The organism is Martinezella sp. CNPSo 3732, from assembly GCF_057784515.1.
This window is the reverse complement of the sequence record NZ_JBXSOO010000016.1, coordinates 1-15,648: the sequence shown is the minus strand read 5'-3', so window position 1 is coordinate 15,648 and position 15,648 is coordinate 1. Positions and strand designations below refer to the sequence as shown.

At 59.8% G+C, this 15,648-nt stretch carries 19 protein-coding genes and 1 pseudogene; 10 read left to right on the top strand and 10 right to left on the bottom strand.

Annotated elements, in window-relative coordinates:
* Nucleotides 1-65 precede the first annotated feature (65 nt).
* The 5 genes from AC13RM_RS22615 to AC13RM_RS22595 all read right to left on the bottom strand — a co-directional run bounded on the left by AC13RM_RS22615 (nt 66) and on the right by AC13RM_RS22595 (nt 5,366).
* On the bottom strand, nt 66-941 hold the full coding sequence (locus AC13RM_RS22615; RefSeq protein ID WP_113230010.1) for a carbohydrate ABC transporter permease: 876 nt from the start codon (nt 939-941) through the stop codon (nt 66-68).
* Nucleotide 942: 1 nt separating this feature from the next.
* Complete coding sequence (locus AC13RM_RS22610; RefSeq protein WP_488555579.1) at nt 943-1,848, bottom strand: carbohydrate ABC transporter permease; 906 nt, start codon at nt 1,846-1,848, stop codon at nt 943-945.
* Nucleotides 1,849-1,919: 71 nt separating this feature from the next.
* Nucleotides 1,920-3,188, bottom strand: coding sequence for an ABC transporter substrate-binding protein (locus tag AC13RM_RS22605; protein ID WP_113230008.1), 1,269 nt, complete (start codon nt 3,186-3,188; stop codon nt 1,920-1,922).
* Between the two features lie 236 nt (nt 3,189-3,424).
* The gene (locus AC13RM_RS22600) at nt 3,425-4,318 is read right to left on the bottom strand and encodes a sugar phosphate isomerase/epimerase family protein (protein WP_374815485.1); all 894 of its coding nucleotides are present in this window, start codon (nt 4,316-4,318) and stop codon (nt 3,425-3,427) included.
* 4 nt (nt 4,319-4,322) lie between these two features.
* On the bottom strand, nt 4,323-5,366 hold the full coding sequence (locus tag AC13RM_RS22595) for a Gfo/Idh/MocA family protein (protein WP_374815487.1): 1,044 nt from the start codon (nt 5,364-5,366) through the stop codon (nt 4,323-4,325).
* Between the two features lie 135 nt (nt 5,367-5,501).
* On the opposite strand from AC13RM_RS22595, the pseudogene AC13RM_RS22590 reads away from it, so the two are divergent.
* The 3 genes and pseudogenes from AC13RM_RS22590 to AC13RM_RS22580 all read left to right on the top strand — a co-directional run bounded on the left by AC13RM_RS22590 (nt 5,502) and on the right by AC13RM_RS22580 (nt 7,407).
* Nucleotides 5,502-6,544, top strand: a pseudogene (locus AC13RM_RS22590) (substrate-binding domain-containing protein).
* Nucleotides 6,545-6,632: 88 nt separating this feature from the next.
* Nucleotides 6,633-7,022, top strand: coding sequence for a group II truncated hemoglobin (locus AC13RM_RS22585; protein ID WP_374815491.1), 390 nt, complete (start codon nt 6,633-6,635; stop codon nt 7,020-7,022).
* A 7-nt stretch (nt 7,023-7,029) separates the two neighbouring features.
* Nucleotides 7,030-7,407 carry a DUF423 domain-containing protein gene (locus AC13RM_RS22580; protein ID WP_374815493.1) on the top strand — a complete coding sequence of 126 codons (378 nt, stop codon included), beginning with the start codon at nt 7,030-7,032 and terminating at the stop codon, nt 7,405-7,407.
* Nucleotides 7,408-7,449: 42 nt separating this feature from the next.
* Here AC13RM_RS22580 and hmuQ read toward each other — a convergent pair whose 3' ends face one another.
* The 5 genes from hmuQ to AC13RM_RS22555 all read right to left on the bottom strand — a co-directional run bounded on the left by hmuQ (nt 7,450) and on the right by AC13RM_RS22555 (nt 10,365).
* A complete protein-coding gene (hmuQ, locus tag AC13RM_RS22575) occupies nt 7,450-7,764 on the bottom strand; it encodes a heme-degrading protein HmuQ (RefSeq protein ID WP_069611668.1) in 315 nt (104 codons plus the stop codon).
* Nucleotides 7,765-7,782: 18 nt separating this feature from the next.
* Entirely contained in the window at nt 7,783-8,061 is a 279-nt protein-coding gene (locus AC13RM_RS22570; RefSeq protein WP_374815495.1) for a hypothetical protein, read from the bottom strand.
* Nucleotides 8,058-8,456 carry a DUF2325 domain-containing protein gene (locus AC13RM_RS22565; protein WP_374815497.1) on the bottom strand — a complete coding sequence of 133 codons (399 nt, stop codon included), beginning with the start codon at nt 8,454-8,456 and terminating at the stop codon, nt 8,058-8,060. The genes AC13RM_RS22570 and AC13RM_RS22565 overlap by 4 nt, the downstream gene beginning before the upstream one ends.
* A 201-nt stretch (nt 8,457-8,657) precedes the next feature.
* Nucleotides 8,658-9,908: a cell envelope integrity TolA family protein gene (locus AC13RM_RS22560; RefSeq protein WP_374815498.1), complete on the bottom strand. Its 1,251-nt coding sequence runs from the start codon at nt 9,906-9,908 to the stop codon at nt 8,658-8,660.
* 4 nt (nt 9,909-9,912) lie between these two features.
* The gene (locus AC13RM_RS22555) at nt 9,913-10,365 is read right to left on the bottom strand and encodes a hypothetical protein (protein ID WP_374815499.1); all 453 of its coding nucleotides are present in this window, start codon (nt 10,363-10,365) and stop codon (nt 9,913-9,915) included.
* Nucleotides 10,366-10,556: 191 nt separating this feature from the next.
* On the opposite strand from AC13RM_RS22555, the gene hemP reads away from it, so the two are divergent.
* From hemP to AC13RM_RS22520, 7 genes are all read left to right on the top strand, one after another.
* Complete coding sequence (hemP, locus tag AC13RM_RS22550) at nt 10,557-10,730, top strand: hemin uptake protein HemP (protein WP_374815501.1); 174 nt, start codon at nt 10,557-10,559, stop codon at nt 10,728-10,730.
* A gap of 9 nt (nt 10,731-10,739) precedes the next feature.
* Nucleotides 10,740-11,795, top strand: coding sequence for a hemin-degrading factor (locus AC13RM_RS22545; protein ID WP_374815502.1), 1,056 nt, complete (start codon nt 10,740-10,742; stop codon nt 11,793-11,795).
* A 10-nt stretch (nt 11,796-11,805) separates the two neighbouring features.
* On the top strand, nt 11,806-12,735 hold the full coding sequence (locus AC13RM_RS22540) for a heme/hemin ABC transporter substrate-binding protein (RefSeq protein WP_374815503.1): 930 nt from the start codon (nt 11,806-11,808) through the stop codon (nt 12,733-12,735).
* A gap of 19 nt (nt 12,736-12,754) precedes the next feature.
* Complete coding sequence (locus tag AC13RM_RS22535) at nt 12,755-13,846, top strand: FecCD family ABC transporter permease (protein ID WP_488555599.1); 1,092 nt, start codon at nt 12,755-12,757, stop codon at nt 13,844-13,846.
* Nucleotides 13,847-13,853: 7 nt separating this feature from the next.
* Nucleotides 13,854-14,645: a heme ABC transporter ATP-binding protein gene (locus AC13RM_RS22530; RefSeq protein WP_488555578.1), complete on the top strand. Its 792-nt coding sequence runs from the start codon at nt 13,854-13,856 to the stop codon at nt 14,643-14,645.
* Between the two features lie 162 nt (nt 14,646-14,807).
* On the top strand, nt 14,808-15,158 hold the full coding sequence (locus tag AC13RM_RS22525) for a glycine zipper domain-containing protein (protein ID WP_285173166.1): 351 nt from the start codon (nt 14,808-14,810) through the stop codon (nt 15,156-15,158).
* A gap of 9 nt (nt 15,159-15,167) precedes the next feature.
* Nucleotides 15,168-15,572 carry a hypothetical protein gene (locus tag AC13RM_RS22520; RefSeq protein ID WP_488555577.1) on the top strand — a complete coding sequence of 135 codons (405 nt, stop codon included), beginning with the start codon at nt 15,168-15,170 and terminating at the stop codon, nt 15,570-15,572.
* The last annotated feature ends 76 nt before the right edge of the window (nt 15,573-15,648 follow it).

The following is a 15,648-nucleotide window of genomic DNA, read 5'->3' as shown; positions in this document are numbered from 1 at the left end:
TTATCGAACTTGCCATTCGTCGCGCCCCGCCCGGCGGCTTTCGCCGAACGGGGCTTCCGCATTGGTTATTTGACGGCACCGACCGCGACACCGCGCGTGAGGGTCCGTTGGAAAATAAGGAAGAAGATGATCGTCGGCGTTATGCCGAGCAGCGAAGCCGCGGCAATTGCCGTCGGGTCCTGGGTATTGGCGCCCGACAGCACGCCCATGGCGACGGAGACCGTCTGGTTGTTGTTGGAAACGAGGAATACCAGCGGGATCAGGAATTCGTTCCAGGTCCAGATGAAGAAGAAGGTTGCAAGCACCGCAAGCGTCGGCCTCAGCACCGGCACGATCACCATCCACAGGATCTGCCAGCGGCTGGCATTGTCGATCTGCGCCGCCTCGATGATCTCGCGCGGGAAGGTCGCCAGCACCGAAGACAAAAGATAGGTCCCGAATGCGGTATGCAGCACGCCGATGATCAGGATAACCGAGAGCATCGAGTCGAACAGGCCGACCTGCTTCGACATATAGTAGAGCGGATAGACCAAAGCCTCCTGCGGCGCCATGATGGATATTAGCAGCAGGACGAGAAGCCCTTGCCCGCCGCGCACCCGGCCTATGCCGATGGCATAGGCATTCAGGAGACTTAGGACGACGGCCAGAATGGCTGTGCATCCGCTGATGAGAACGCTGTTGAAGAGCTTCCGGGGAAAATCGACGGTCGCCCAGAAGTTCTTGAGTGCCGTCAGATCGAAGCTGTGCGGAAGAGCAAGCGGGCCATTGGCGGCATAATCGGAGGGTGTCTTGATGGCGTTGACTGCCGCGAGAAAGAACGGAAAGAGAGTGCCGGCAAGGAAAACCAGGAGAATGCCCAGAACGACCCAGCGGCCGAATCCGCTTCTTACGCGATGCTCCGCCGAAACGGTGCTTGTGGAAATCGAGGATGCCGTGGCCATCTCAATGTCCTCCTTCGGCCTGCTTCGACTGCATGCGCAGGAAGAGGATGCCGAGTATGATGGTCATGACGGTCTGCAACGTCGCGATGGCTGCTGCATATCCGACGCGGTTCGTCGTGAAGAAATGGTAGTATGACAGATAGGATGGAACCGTCGTCGCATTATCCGGCCCACCTGACGTCAGAACATAGATCGGCGCGAAGACCTTGAGCGCCGCGATCAGCGTCGTGAGTGCGACGACAAAGATTTCAGGCATCAGCATCGGAATGGTGATGGCGCGAAAACGCGCGAACCAGCTCGCATTGTCGAGCTCGGCCGCCTCGTAGAGCGAGGGATCGACGCGCGCCAATCCGGACATGAAGACGGCCAGGCAATAGCCGACCTGCACCCAGACGATGACGGCCGAAACCGCCCACAGCGCATAGCTTGCATCCCCCAGCCAGTTCTTCGCCATGAAATCGAGGCCGATCGCCTTCAGCACCGCATTGATGATGCCGATTGGGTTGAGAATCCATGCCCACAACACGCCGGCGGCAGTGAGCGGCAGGATCTGCGGCAGGTAGAAGCCTGCGCGAAAGAAGCTCGACCATGTCTCGCCGAATTGCGCACTGATATAGTCGAACAGCACGGCCGCCAGCACGAGGCCCAAAAGAATGGGCACGATCGTCATCGAGATAATGAACAGAAGCGTATGCTGAATGGAGCCCCAAAAAGCGGTATCCTGAAGCAGCCTGGCATAGTTTTCCAGACCGACATAACGCGGCGGGATGACGCCGCCCTTCCACGTGGTGAAGCTGATCGCGAAATTGGCAATCAGCGGAACAAGCACGATAAGAACAAACCCCAGCACGCCCGGGATCATGTAGAGATAGTACCCCGCCCTGCCGGCGCTCTTCGACTTATCCATCGAAATCCTCCAGTCCGATACGGCAAGGCGGCATGAAAGCCGTCTTGCCGTTGTGATTGTCGCCGATGGTGCTATTGCGCTGCCTGCACGTCGTCGTAAGCCTTCTTCAGGCGCGCCACGAACTGATCAGGCGTGGTCGAACCGTTGACCAGGCCGGTGGTGGCTTGGATCAGCAGTTCGTAATAGCCGGGCACCGGCCAGTCCGGGTAGAAGCCGAGACCGCCCTTGCTGGAGATCTGGTTGAAGAGTTCGACATTGCGCTTGCCGACTTCGTCGGTGACCGTGGCCGGATCGGCGGCGATGGCAACGCCACCGAGATTTGCCTGTAGGTTTTGGTTTTCCTTGCTCAGGACGAGATCGATGAACTCGTAGGAGAGATCCTTGTTCTTGGCACTCTTCGGCACCATGAACAGGTTACCGGTCGAGCCCACGCTGTACTTCGTGGTCGGGAAGATGAACTGGCTCCACTTGAAGTTCTTGATCGAGCTCGCGAAGTTACCGTTGTTCCAGGTGCCGCTGACGAACATCGGAGCTGTGCCCGAGGAGAAGAGATTGTCGGCGCCGCCGGTACCCTTCAAGCCGGTCGAATCCTTCGAAATATAGCCTTTGCTTACCCAATCGGCGATCTTCTGGGCGGCGAACAGGAAGGGTTTGGTATCAAGCGGCGCCTTAAGCCCCTGATAGTTCTTGACCCAGGTATCGTCAGCCTGCGTCAGTGCAAGCGTATAGACTAGATGCTGCGCGTTGGAATCCACCGTACCATAGGCAAGCGGCGTAATGCCCTTCTTCTTGAAAGTGTCCAGCGCGGCTTCGAACTCGTCCAGCGTGGTCGGCACTTTCACGCCGTTAGCCTGGAACATGTCGATGTTGTAGAAAACCGAAACGAATTCGCCATAAACGGGAATGCCGATAATCGGACCGGAACCGTAGATGCCGTTGCCATCGTATTTGCTGAGCTGGCTATTGGTTTCATTGAGGATCTTGTCCCAGCCGCGCGATTTGAATTGATCGTCGAGCGGCGTCAGCAGGCCCTGCGAGGCGACGAGGCCTGCGGTGGCATTGCCCTTGTTGTATTCAAGCACATCCGGCGCCTGATCCGAATTGAGGATGAGGCTGCCAGCCTTCTGCAATTGCTCGAACGTCTTCTGTTCGAAATTGATCGTGACGTCGGGATGCTTGGCTTTCAGCTCTTCGAGCGCCTTGGTCCATGCCTTGGCCTGCGAAGTATCCGGCAGTTCGAACCACCAGACGTTAAATGTCTTGCTCTGGGCTTGCGCTACACCGGCAGCCAACAGAAGCGACATGCCGGCTGTGATCGCCAGCTTCGAAAAAATATTCATATATTCTCCTCCACCATGCGAACCGTGACGGTATCTGTCCGATGACATGGCCCGCGCTGCCATCGGCGTTTTCCTCTTATCTGCACCAAGCGCCCGCCTGTCACATGGGACAAGGAGCGGACGCTCGGCAGTTCCTCCGTTTGGGTACCCGTCCTGCCCGAAACATCAGACGCTCCGGGCACTTCATTAACGCACAACTCGCCTCCTAAATCGATGCAGATTCGCAAATGCGCGCTTTACTCGACGAAATCACCACCCCGGCTTGCCTTGAGATAGTTCAGGCCGTGAACCTGGCCAGTCATTTCGAGCGCATCGCGATAAACCGGGTCATGCCAGCCCTCGATATCGATGGAACCGGACCAGCCCGCCAAGCGCAGCTCGGAAATGATGTCGGTCCAGTTGCTGTCACCAAAGCCCGGCGTGCGCATGAAGACGAATTTCTCCTTGCCGAAGATGCCGTGCTCCTTGATGACATCCCAACGGATCGTCGCATCCTTGCCGTGGACGTGGAAAATCTTTTTCGCCCATTTGCGGATCTGCGGCAGCGGCTCGATCAGATAGACCATCTGATGGCACGGCTCCCATTCCAGGCCGAGATTGTCGTCCGGAGTTTCGTTGAACATCAGCTCCCACGCATCCGGATTATGCGCGATGTTCCAATCGCCGGTCGCCCAATTGCCGTCCATGGCGCAATTTTCGAAGGCAATCTTGATGCCCTTGTCGGCGGCCCGCTTGGCAAGCTCGCTCCAGACCTGCTTGTAGCGTGGCAGGCTATCGGTGAGTGGTTGGTTGCGGATACGGCCGGTGAAGCCGGCAACGCAAGTCGCACCAAAATAATGGGCGTTGTCGATGCAATCCTTCCAGCCCTGCAATGTCTGCAGGTCCATCTCGCGCTCTTCAAGCGGATTGCCGAACATGCCGAGGGTAGAGATGGTGATGTCGCGATCGCCGATGGCTTCGCGGCAGCGCTTACCGAGTTCCGCAAGGTTCTGGCCGTTGGTGCTCTGCCAGAAGAAGGGCTCGAAGCTCTCGAAGCCCAGATCGGCGATCTTGGCAATGTTCTGGGCAGCATCCTCGTTCGTTGCCCTGATCATCGTGCCGATGCGGATGGCCTTTGCCGGATTTGTCATAATGTCACTGTCCTTGTGCTGAAATGTCGACGCGCTGACCTGTCTTGGCGCTCTCGATCGCGCCTAGAACCATGGCAAGGCTGCGAATATTGTCAGAGCTCGCCGTCTCGGGCGGCTTACTGGTTTTGATCGCCTCGATGAAGGATGCGATGACGCTGGCGTGGCCGTGCGTCTCCTCTTCGTGCTTCGGTCCGGGAACCTCGATCGGCGTGAAACCATGCAGCAGCCCCGGCTCGTTGCCGGCAACACCAGCCTCGAAATTGTCCTCGCCGTCCCAGGTCAGCATGCCCTTGCTGCCGGTGAGCCGCCATTCACTCTCCCAGCTCGTGCGCCGGCCCTCGGCGCACCAGGAGCCGCGATAGCTGAAGACAACGTCATCGGAAAAGTCGAAGAGCGCATGCGCCGATGCGCCATGCTTGTACCAGGAGCCTACCGGATTCTTTTCGACGCAATAGACCGAAAGCGGCACCTTGCCGGAGACGAAGCGGGCGGCATCGAAGGTGTGGATCGCCATATCGAGCAGCAGAACATTGTCCATTTCCTCGCGGAAACCACCGAAATGCGGACCGAGGAAGAAATCGCAATGAACGCCTGTAAGCGCGCCGATCGCCCCCTCCTCCACGAAACGTCGCAGACGACGGATGCCGGAGATGAAGCGGCGGTTCTGGATGATAGCATGGACCTTGCCAGTTTTAGCGGCTAGCTCGATCAGCGCAGCGCCCTCGGCGAGCGACGTCGCCATCGGCTTTTCGCTCAAGACATGGCAGCCAGCCTTCAACGCTGTCGACACGACATTAAAGCGTGCAGCGGGAATGACGATATCGAAGACGAGATCCGCTTTGGTCGTCGCAATGACCTCGGCGAGATCGGATCCGATGACGGCGCCTTCGAGAGAGAATTCTTTCGCAAGGCTTTCCGCGGTCGCTCGATTGAGATCGACCAGACCGACGATCTGAATGGATTCGGCAAGCGCCGGCGTCGAGGCGATGGCCCTGAGCCAGCCCTTGGACATAGCTCCGCACCCGCACAAAATGGCATTAAATTTCACGATATCCTCCTGCGGGCCGTGCATTACCCCTCATGACACGCGCTCCGTAAACGTTTACGATACTATGCGAAAAGATTTTCCTGTGTCAATAGAGGAGGACTCTGGAAAATGGCGCATGGAGGAAAACTGCGGCCGATGAAGGGAATTCGTCAGCTTGCCGAGCATCTCGATATCTCGATCGGCACGGTATCACGCGCATTGAACGGCAAGCCTGATGTCAACGAGGAGACCCGCAAGCGCGTTCTCGCCGCTGCCGAGCAGCTCGGTTATGTCGCCAATCAATCCGGCCGCAGCCTGCGGCAGGGCACGACCAATGTCATCGGCCTGATGATCCAGTCCAGCCGGGAAACGGTTGAAAACAGCGACAATTTCTTCCTGACCGTGACGGGCGGCCTGCAGAGCGTATTCTCACGCCACAAGCTCGATCTCATCATGCTCCCCTGCCCGCATGACGAGGACCCTTATGAATATCTGAAGCGCATGGTGGCGAGACGGATCGTGGATGCGCTGATCATCTCAGAGACGCAGCGCGTCGACAAGCGTTTCGACCTGCTTGCCAAGGCCAAAATTCCTTTCGCAGCGCTTGGCCGCAGCCTGTCAGGCACGCAGCACCCCTGGGCCGACCTCGATTTTGACGGCGTCGCCAATGCCGCCGTAGACCGGCTCGTCGCGCATGGACATCGCCGTATCGCGGTCAGCGCACCCTCAAGCGACATCAATCTCGGCTTCATCTTCGTCGATGGCTATCGCCGGGCGCTGGAGCGGCATGGCATCGCCTATGATCCCACCCTCGTCATTCGTGCCAAATCGAGCGAGCAAGGCGCTATCAGGTTGCCGACGAGTTGCTGGGCCTTGAAAACGGGCCGACGGCTGTGATCCTCATCTACGAATTGATGGCGATCGGCTTCTACCGGCGCGTGATGGAAGCCGGCATCATCCCTGGGCGCGATATTGCGGTCGTCAGCTTCCGCGAGGCGCCGCGCGCCAAATTCCTGCAGCCGGCGCTGACCTGCTTCCGCACGTCCGTGCACGATCTTGGCGTCGAATTGGCGGAAATCCTGCTTTCCAACATGCCCGCCTATAGTCAGGAATACCCCAGGAAGACACGCCAAACGGTGTGGCCGCTCGAGCTCATCCCTGGGGAAAGCGATGCTTTCCAGCTGACTGCCAAAAAATAGTAGCGCCGAAACGCCGCACCGGCCGCTTGGACAGTTGCGACAGCGCTCTTGAGTTGCCATCTAGGACATCGCAAACAGGGGTCTGGGCTTGAGCGAAGAAACCATCACACTTTACGAAGCGATCGGCGGCGACCGAACTGTGCGGGCGCTGACATCACGCTTTTACGAATTGATGGATACGCTGCCGGAGGCGGCCAATTGCCGTGCCGTGCATCCGCCGAGTCTCGAAGGCTCGCAGGAAAAATTCTACGAGTATCTGACCGGCTATCTCGGCGGGCCGCAGCTCTATGTAGAGAAGCGGGGCCATCCTCGCCTGCGCAGCCGGCATTTCGTCGCCGCCATTGGTCGAAAGGAGCGCGACGAATGGCTGCTGTGCTTCCGCCGCGCCATGGACGAAACCATAGAGAACGAAAAACTGCGCGCCATCATCTGGGAGCCGGTCGAGCGTCTGGCCTTCCATATGCAGAACAGGGAATGAGGAAGATATGACCATCGGCGCAGCAATCCGTCCGGCCACCCTGTTTATCGCCGGCGTCCTCGGCGGCGGCGGTGTGGCGCTAGCCGCAGCCGCAACTCATGGCGGCGACACGCATTTCCTCGGCGCGGCCTCCACCATGAGCCTCGCCCACGCCCCTGCCCTCTTGGCGCTCTATGCCGGCTATGAACGCATCCGCACAGCGCCGATTGCCGCGGTCCTGCTGGGATTGGGAACGCTGATCTTCGCCGGCGACCTCATCAACAGGCATTTCGGCGGAAGTTCGCTGTTTCCGATGGCCGCACCGACAGGCGGAATGGGCATGATCGCCGGCTGGGTCGTGATAGCCCTCGGCGCGTTCCTCAGGGCGAGTCCGACAAAGGCGTAACGCTAGGCCCTTAAGGGCGCTTATATCGGCGCTAATCCCGGCTCAAATGCCTGGAACGACGGCAAAACCTTCGAATTGCGGCGGCCCCCAATAGAGCCGCTTGTTATCGGCCGCGTTGCGATGCGCCATGCGAAAATGTTCGGATTTCGTCCAGTTGATGAACGCCTCTTCGCTGTGCCAGGTCGTGTGCGAGGAAAACAGCGTATAGCCCTCCTCCACGCTGGATTTTCCGCGCAGGAGACGGAACTCGAGAAAACCCGGCACCTCCGATAGGCGGGAATCGCGCCCGCGCCAAACCTCTTCGAATTCGCCCTCCAAACCGATGACGACCTTGAAGCGGTTCATGGCAATGTACATGGCAACCTCGTTCGACGATCAGACCTTCTTGTGATGGGCAACAGTCTTATCTACGGCAGGCCCAAAGGCAACGACATTTGCGCCATTCCGGCTCGCTTCATCGAGTGGCTGCTCCGGCGCCTCTCCCGGCAGCCGCGTCTTCCAAGCCGGAAATGTCGCGACATTGGCCGCCCGCCGTTGTTCCTCGGCGCGACGCATCAGCAATTCATAGAGTTCGGGCACGAGCCCGTCACCGTTCTGTGCGGCCAGCTTGTGCAGGCCGATCAGCATAAACCCGTCAGGGCCGTTATCGATCATCTTGAAGCGTCTCGTTCTTTCATGGTCTGCAGCGCCCGCTCGAGGCTGGATTTGCTGCCATTGCGCAAGGGAATGAAGGCCTTGCCGAACTTCTTGCAGCCCGTCTTCACGCGCAGGCAGGCATCATGGCTGATGCAATCGATCGGGCAGAACACGCAGTCGACCGATGGCAGCACGGTGTCGATGCGAGAGACCGCCTCGCGAAGGCCGCCATCGTGGTGGATCAGTTCAGCACCGAAGTTGCTGGCGATCTGGCGAAGATGCGCCACCTGGCAATCGCGGCCGCCCACATAAAGGAAGCTGCGCACGTCGAGAGTGGATTTTCCGGAACCCTGCGCCGGTGTCTGCGCTTCGCGGCTCTCGCGACCAGAATCCCTCTTCCCCTTACGCGCCATGCATCACCCGTTTGCTGGTTGCTCTTCCACGCTCGATTCCACCAAGCGTGAGGCGACCTTAGTAAACATGAATTTTGGAGTAAAGTATAAAGTTGAGAGTTTTCATCATATTTTAAAGCGCTTGGCAGATGCCCAGTATTTAACCCTTCCAGAACCGGCACACGGCATCTCTAGTTACACCTAACTGACTACCCTCGGGACCTATCGTCCCGTCACCTGCACTTCTTGCGTGAAAGACCAACTCGGCTTGCCCCATTCCGAAGGCAAGGGCGGGAACGGTGCCGCCCTGCGGATACCGCTGGTAACGGCTTCATCCAACTCCGGGAAGCCCGAGCTTCGCGCGATTGACAGGGAGGTCAGATCACCACTCGAACCAATGGTGAGGCGGACACGCACAGTAATGCCAGGCTCGTACTTGGATGAGAGGCGCACAGCTCGGCGGATGCGCGCTTGCACCTTGCCCGGATAATTGGCGACGGCAGCACTACCCGCACCAGTCCGACGAGCATTTGCCTGTGAATTGTTATCGGACTGGGCCGTTTCGGTGCCGTCGGCAGACCCCCTCTTCGAATTGTCCTGATTTTCGTCGCGTGAACCTGACTTTGCCTTAGCGACTTTTGCGACCGGCTTCTTCACTTCCTTCGGCCGTTCAACTGGCTTCGGCTTCTCCACCGGCGTCACAACCTCAGGCGAAGGTTCTGTCGGCTGAGCTTCGGCAACCTGACTATCAACAGGCTGCACCGGTTCGGCGGGCTGGATGACCGTCGTCTCGGCCGGCGCCTGCGTCGCCAAAATCTGCGGCTGCTCAGGCGCGGCTGCGGTGGGCTGGGTCTGCTCCACGGGCTCGACGGGCTCGGCCGTTTGAACCTGCTGCGTCTCTACTGTCTTCGGCTGAACGACATCCGGTTGCGGCGGTTGCGCCTGTTCGGGCGTGACTTCGGTCGGCTGCACCGTCTGCGGCTGCACGGCCTCGGCGGTCACCTGTTCTGGCTCCGTCTGCGGGTTTTCCTCGCCCGTAGCCATCTGATCGGCATCGGAATTGCCGATCATGATGACACTGACGGTATCGCCCGCCTCTTCCTGCGCTTCCTCAGGCGTGGCGACGAAGGTAAACAGCAGCACAATAACGATAATGGCATGGAATAGGCAGGATCCCAGGCCAGAGAAAAACAGCGACGTCTTGCGCCCAGCAACGGCTTCACCCGCCCTCTCAGGCTGCGCGTCCATCGGCAGGTGCTCTGCCGTCTCAACCGGCGCGGCCTCGCTTGGATGATCCGGATAGGAACTGATCTCGCTGAAACGGCTGTAATGCGCCACGGTTTCCGCAGTCGGCGGTCGCGCTACGCCATCGAGGCCGGTCAGTTCGTGGCCCGGCAGCACGCTCGGATAGTTGTCATTCAAGCCGCCATTGGCGCGGCGTTCCATGGAAACCTTGACCGAGCGCATTGCCATGGCTTCAGCCTTCGAAAGGAACAGATGTCTGCGAGCGCGTGTTTAGAGCGGCCTTGCATTCGCCGGCCGCCGGACCATCGCAGACCGGCGTGTCGTTGATGATGATGCGTGACACGGTCTCGCATTTGACGCCCGGCATCTCGAATTGCCGCACCCGCTTCTTGCCGAGCGGCAGGTCGCGGAAATCAAGCACGGTAACGCGGTCGACGGCATTCTTGTCGTTGAAGAAGGCAAGCTCGAACGAGATCTTGTTGATCGGTGTCGCCATATCGTTTTCGGCAACGAAGGTCATCATGCACCCCTTCTGCGAGGGAGCCAATGCATTGAGCTCGACGGTGAGCTTGTGCGCAGCCGATGCGGGTGCCGCGGAATTCGCATCCTGAGCGAAAGCAGAAACAGAAGATGCCGCTGCAAACAGCCCCGAGGCAGCGAGCGCCAAGATCGTTTTCGTCAGCATCGGCATGTCTCCTGTATGTGTTTGACGCCGCTCGCCCGACCAGCGCGGCCTTGGCGTGTATCGTCGAAATTTTAAACTTGACTCTATAGGTATCCTATTGTGTGTTTATGAAAGCATGAGTAAGAGAGTCAAGATAAATTTGGCCGCACAACGGTTCGGCCCCAGATGAATTTCAGGCAAAACTAAACAGGATGATTGCTGAGAAGACCCCTACGCCGCCGGCGCAATGCATGGCCGCACCACAGATACGAATTGTCGAGAGCACGGATATTTTCCGGGGCCAGACCGAAATCATGATCAAGCACGAGGGCGTCATCTACCGCATGAAGATTACGCGCCAAGGCAAGCTGATACTCAACAAATAGGCATGACAGATGAATAAGACGAGCCGCCCGACCCCCGCCGAAATTCGCGCTTTCCGCGCCGAGAACCCGAAGATGCGCGAGCGCGACATCGCTGCCCGCCTCGAGATTTCCGAAGCGGCGCTGGTCGCGGCCGAAGTCGGCATTTCGGCTACCCGCATCGACGCCAGCGTCGAGCGTTTTCTCGGGCGGATCGCCTCGCTCGGCGAGATCATGGCGCTGTCGCGTAACGAAAGCGCCGTGCATGAGAAGATCGGCATCTATGAAAACATGAAATTCGGCGCGCAGGCGGCGATCGTGCTCGGCGAGAATATCGACCTGCGCATCTTCCCGAAGCGCTGGGTTCATGGCTTTGCCGTCACCAAGACGGATGGCGACCAGAAGAGGCTGAGCCTGCAATTCTTCGACAAGGCCGGTGATGCCGTCCACAAGGTACATCTGCGCCCCGATTCGAATGTCGAGGCCTATCACGCCATGGTCGCCGAGCTGCGCATCGAAAACCAGTCTCAGGAATTCGCCGAGGATCGTTCAGGTTACGACAATGGCGCGACGGACGGCGATGTCAGCCGCGACGAGCTGCGCGACCATTGGAGCCGCATGACTGATACGCACGAATTCTTCGGCATGCTGAAGAAACTGAAGATCGGCCGCCAGGACGCGATCCGCACCGTCGGCGACGATTATGCGTGGAAGCTGGATACCGGCGCCGTCGCAGAGATGATGCACGCCTGCGTGCGCGAGGGTCTGCCGATCATGTGTTTCGTCGCCAACGAAGGCACCGTGCAGATCCATTCCGGCCCGATCTACAACGTGCAGACCATGGGTCCTTGGATCAATGTCATGGATCCGACCTTCCATCTGCATCTGCGACTGGATCACATCGCCGAGACATGGGTCGTGCGCAAGCCGACCAAGGACGGCCATGTCACCTCGCTCGAAGCCTATAATGCCAAGGGCGAGATGATTATCCAGTTCTTCGGCAAGCGGAAAGAAGGCTTCGATGAACGCCCCGATTGGCGCGCCATCTTGGAGAGCCTGACGAGATCAGGGACCAGCGTTGCCGCGTGAGAGATGGTCCATGACGATGTTTAAGAACTTGAAGCGCATCAGGCCGTGGGAGGTTGCACTCACCATGGTGGTGATGGTCCTGCCGCTCGTACCTGCCAATCCGATCGCCGGGCTCGGCGTGCGTCACGCGCACGCCGCCGAAACGGCCAAGACGCTGGATACCTCGCGCCTCGTCTCCATCGGCGGCGATGTCACCGAGATCGTCTATGCGCTTGGCGAGGAAAAACGGCTCATCGCCCGCGATTCCACCAGCCTTTATCCAAAGGAAGCGACCAAGCTGCCCGATGTAGGCTATATGCGCGCGCTATCGCCGGAAGGCATTCTGGCCGTCAATCCCACAGCCATCATCGCGGTGGAAGGTTCCGGCCCGCCGGAAGCCTTGGCCGTGCTGCGCAATGCCAGCTTGCCCTTTGAGACCGTGCCGCAGACCTACGATCGCGACGGCATTCTGAAAAAGATCGAAGTCGTCGGCGCGCTGCTCGGCGTGCCGGATAAGGCCAAGGTCCTGGAAGGCAAGGTCGCCGCCGATCTCGACGCGGCCATCAATGATTCCGCCAAGCGTCCGGAGGCCGAGCGCAAGCGCGTCCTTTTCGTGCTCAGCAACCAGAACGGCAAGATCATGGCCTCAGGCACCGATACGGCCGCCGACGGCATTATCAAGCTCACGGGCGCCACCAACGCGATCAGCGGCTTCTCCGGCTACAAATCGGTGACGGATGAAGCGATCATTGAAGCCAAGCCGGACGTGATCCTGATCATGGATCGCGAAGGGCCGCTGTCGATGTCGAACGAGGACCTCCTGAAGCAGCCAGCCATTTCACTGACGCCCGCCGCGAGCCACAAGGCGGTCGTGCGCATGGACGGCCTGCACCTGCTCGGCTTCGGACCACGGACGGCCAGCGCCATTCGCGAGCTGAACGCGGCGATCTACGGAGGCTGACGTGGCATTCAACGATGCCATGGCCGGGCTGAAGCAAATGTCGCAAACCACGGCACGCCGCCACGAAGGGGATCGCACCGCACTTGCGATCCTCGTCATCGCCAGCCTCGTCGTGATTTCGGCCGTTGCCTTTCTGTTTTCGATCACGACAGGCGCGTCGAATGCTTCGGTCATCGACCTAATAGCGGACATGGTGAGCGGCAGCGCGGAAAGCACGCTCAGCATTCGTGACCGCATCGTCATTTTCGATATCCGCCTGCCCCGCGCCGTCCTCGGCTTCCTGATCGGCGGCGGGTTGGCGGTTTCGGGTGCTGTCATGCAGGGCCTCTTCCGCAATCCGCTCGCGGATCCCGGCCTGATCGGCGTATCTGCGGGTTCCAGCCTCGGCGCCGTTGCCATGATCGTCCTGGGCGGTGGGGTGCTTGCTCCTATCGGGCACCTCCTCGGCATCTTCGCTCTGCCCGTCGCCGCCTTCATCGGCGGCCTGGCAACGACGATACTGCTCTATAAGGTCGCAACCCGGTACGGACAGACATCGATCGCAACCATGCTGCTGGCCGGCATCGCGCTCGGTTCGCTTGCGCTGGCGGCAACCGGAATCCTCATCTACATGGCGGACGACCGGCAGTTGCGCGACTTGACCTTCTGGAGCATGGGATCGCTGGCGGGCTCGACCTGGAGCAAGGTCGCAGGTGCCGGCCCGATCATCGTCCTTTCGCTTCTGCCCCTTCCCTTCATGGCACGCGGACTGAACGCGCTGACGCTCGGCGAGGCGGCAGCCTTCCACATGGGGATATCAGTGCAGCGACTGAAGAATATCGCCATCGTCTGCGTGGCCGCGGCGGTCGGTGCATCGGTCGCCGTCAGCGGCGGTATAGGCTTCGTCGGCATTGTCGTCCCGCATATCCTGCGCATGGTCATCGGCCCCGACCACCGTTTCCTGCTGCCGGCTTCGGCACTGCTCGGCGGCTCGTTGCTGGTCGTTGCCGATGTGGTTGCCCGCACCATCGTTTCCCCGGCCGAGTTGCCGATCGGCATTCTGACGGCAGGTGTTGGCGGTCCCTTCTTCCTGTGGATGCTGCTCAGGCAGCGCTCGCGCCTCAGCCTGTGAGCTTGCGATGATTAATGTTTCCAATCTGAGCGTCCGGCTTGCCGGCAAGCCGGTCGTGCAGGATATATCCTTCACGGCCGAGGCTGGAACGCTGACTGCCATTTGCGGGCCGAACGGCTCCGGCAAGACTACGACGATGAAAGCCGTGTCGGGCGAACTGACCTATAGCGGCTCCGTGCATATGAACGGCGCCGAAATCGGCAGTCTGGTGCCCTGGCAGCTTGCCGAAATGCGTGGTGTCCTGCCGCAGGCGAGCTCTATATCCTTTCCCTTCACCGTCCGCGAGATCGTTCGCATGGGCCTTGCAAGCGGGCGCAACCGTCATCCGGAGCAGGCCGACCGCACCGCGACCGAGGCGCTCGCTGCCGTCGATCTCGGCGGCTTCGAAGGCCGCTTCTATCAGGAGCTTTCCGGCGGCGAACAGCAGCGCGTCCAGCTCGCCCGTGTGCTCTGCCAGATTTCCGAGCCTGTCATCGAGAGCAAGCCCTGCTGGCTGCTGCTCGACGAACCTGTTTCCAGCCTCGATATCAGCCACCAGCTCACCATCATGACGCTTGCACGGCAATTCTGCCGGCGTGGCGGCGGCGTCATCGCCGTTATGCATGATCTCAACCTGACCGCGCTTTTTGCCGACCGGATGGTCCTGCTCAAGAACGGCCAGCTGCAGGCCACGGGATCGATCAAGGACGTGCTGACGGACCAGAACCTGCAGCATGTCTTTGGCTGCAACCTGCGCGTCAACCGCGTTCCCGCCAATGGAGTTCCCTTCGTTCTCACCCATAGCGCGCTGGCCGACTGACGCCGCACCTGCCCATATCCGGAACTTTTTGTTGCATCCGCGCGTTGAGATGAAGCGATCGGAATCGGTGTTCCGAGCGTGGAGTGTTCTGGTGTGTCGGAGAATTTCCGATCATCACGAAAACAGGTGCCCCAGGGGCGCCCAAGCGAAAGGGAGCTGAACATGGCCACATCCTTCCTCCATTCGACGCGCGGCAAGCGTAATGGCGGCAGCCTGCACGATGTCGAAGCAACCATCGAAGAACAGATCGAGTCGCTACGCGAAGAAGTTGCGGCCTTTGCCAAGCTGATCGGCGAGAATGGCGCAAAGCAAGGCAAGAAATGGCGCGCAAGCGCCGAGTCGGGACTTGATGATCTCGCGGTCCGTGGCGAAGAATTGCTGCAGGATCTGCAGCGCGGCTATGCAAGGGGCTCGCGCGAAGTGCGCAGAACCGTACGCCAGCATCCCGTCGCCACCATCGGCGCGGCTGCAGCCTTCGGCCTTGCCGTCGCCCTGCTACTGTCTCGCCGCTAGGGTGGTGGGATGATCGCTCCGATCCTCGGCCTGCTGCTGTCAGGCACATTCAATCGTACCGTTGCGCGGACCAAGCGCAACGGTATTTTCATTGCGATTGCCGTCCTTCTGCTGCTGACGGCCTATGCTTTCGCCTTGATCGCGGCTGCCATCTGGCTTGCGACGATCTACGGCGCTGCGGTTTCGGCGTTGCTGATAGCGGCAGGTGCGCTCTTGCTCGGCCTGATCGTCCTCGTCATCATGGCAATCATCGACAAGCAGGAACAGCGCAGAGCCCGCGAACGTCGATTGGCAATGGAATCGATGGCAGCCGCTGTCTTCGGCCTCGTGCGCAAGCAGCCGCTGATGACCGCCGCCGTTGCCGCCGCCCTCCTCTTCGGCAACCTGTTTTCATCGAGTAACGAAGAGGATTGAGCCGCTGGGCGTGAACCGCGCCGCGACTGACAAAAGAGAAGCGGCACGGATTGTTGAATGAAAAGCCTGGTCGAAA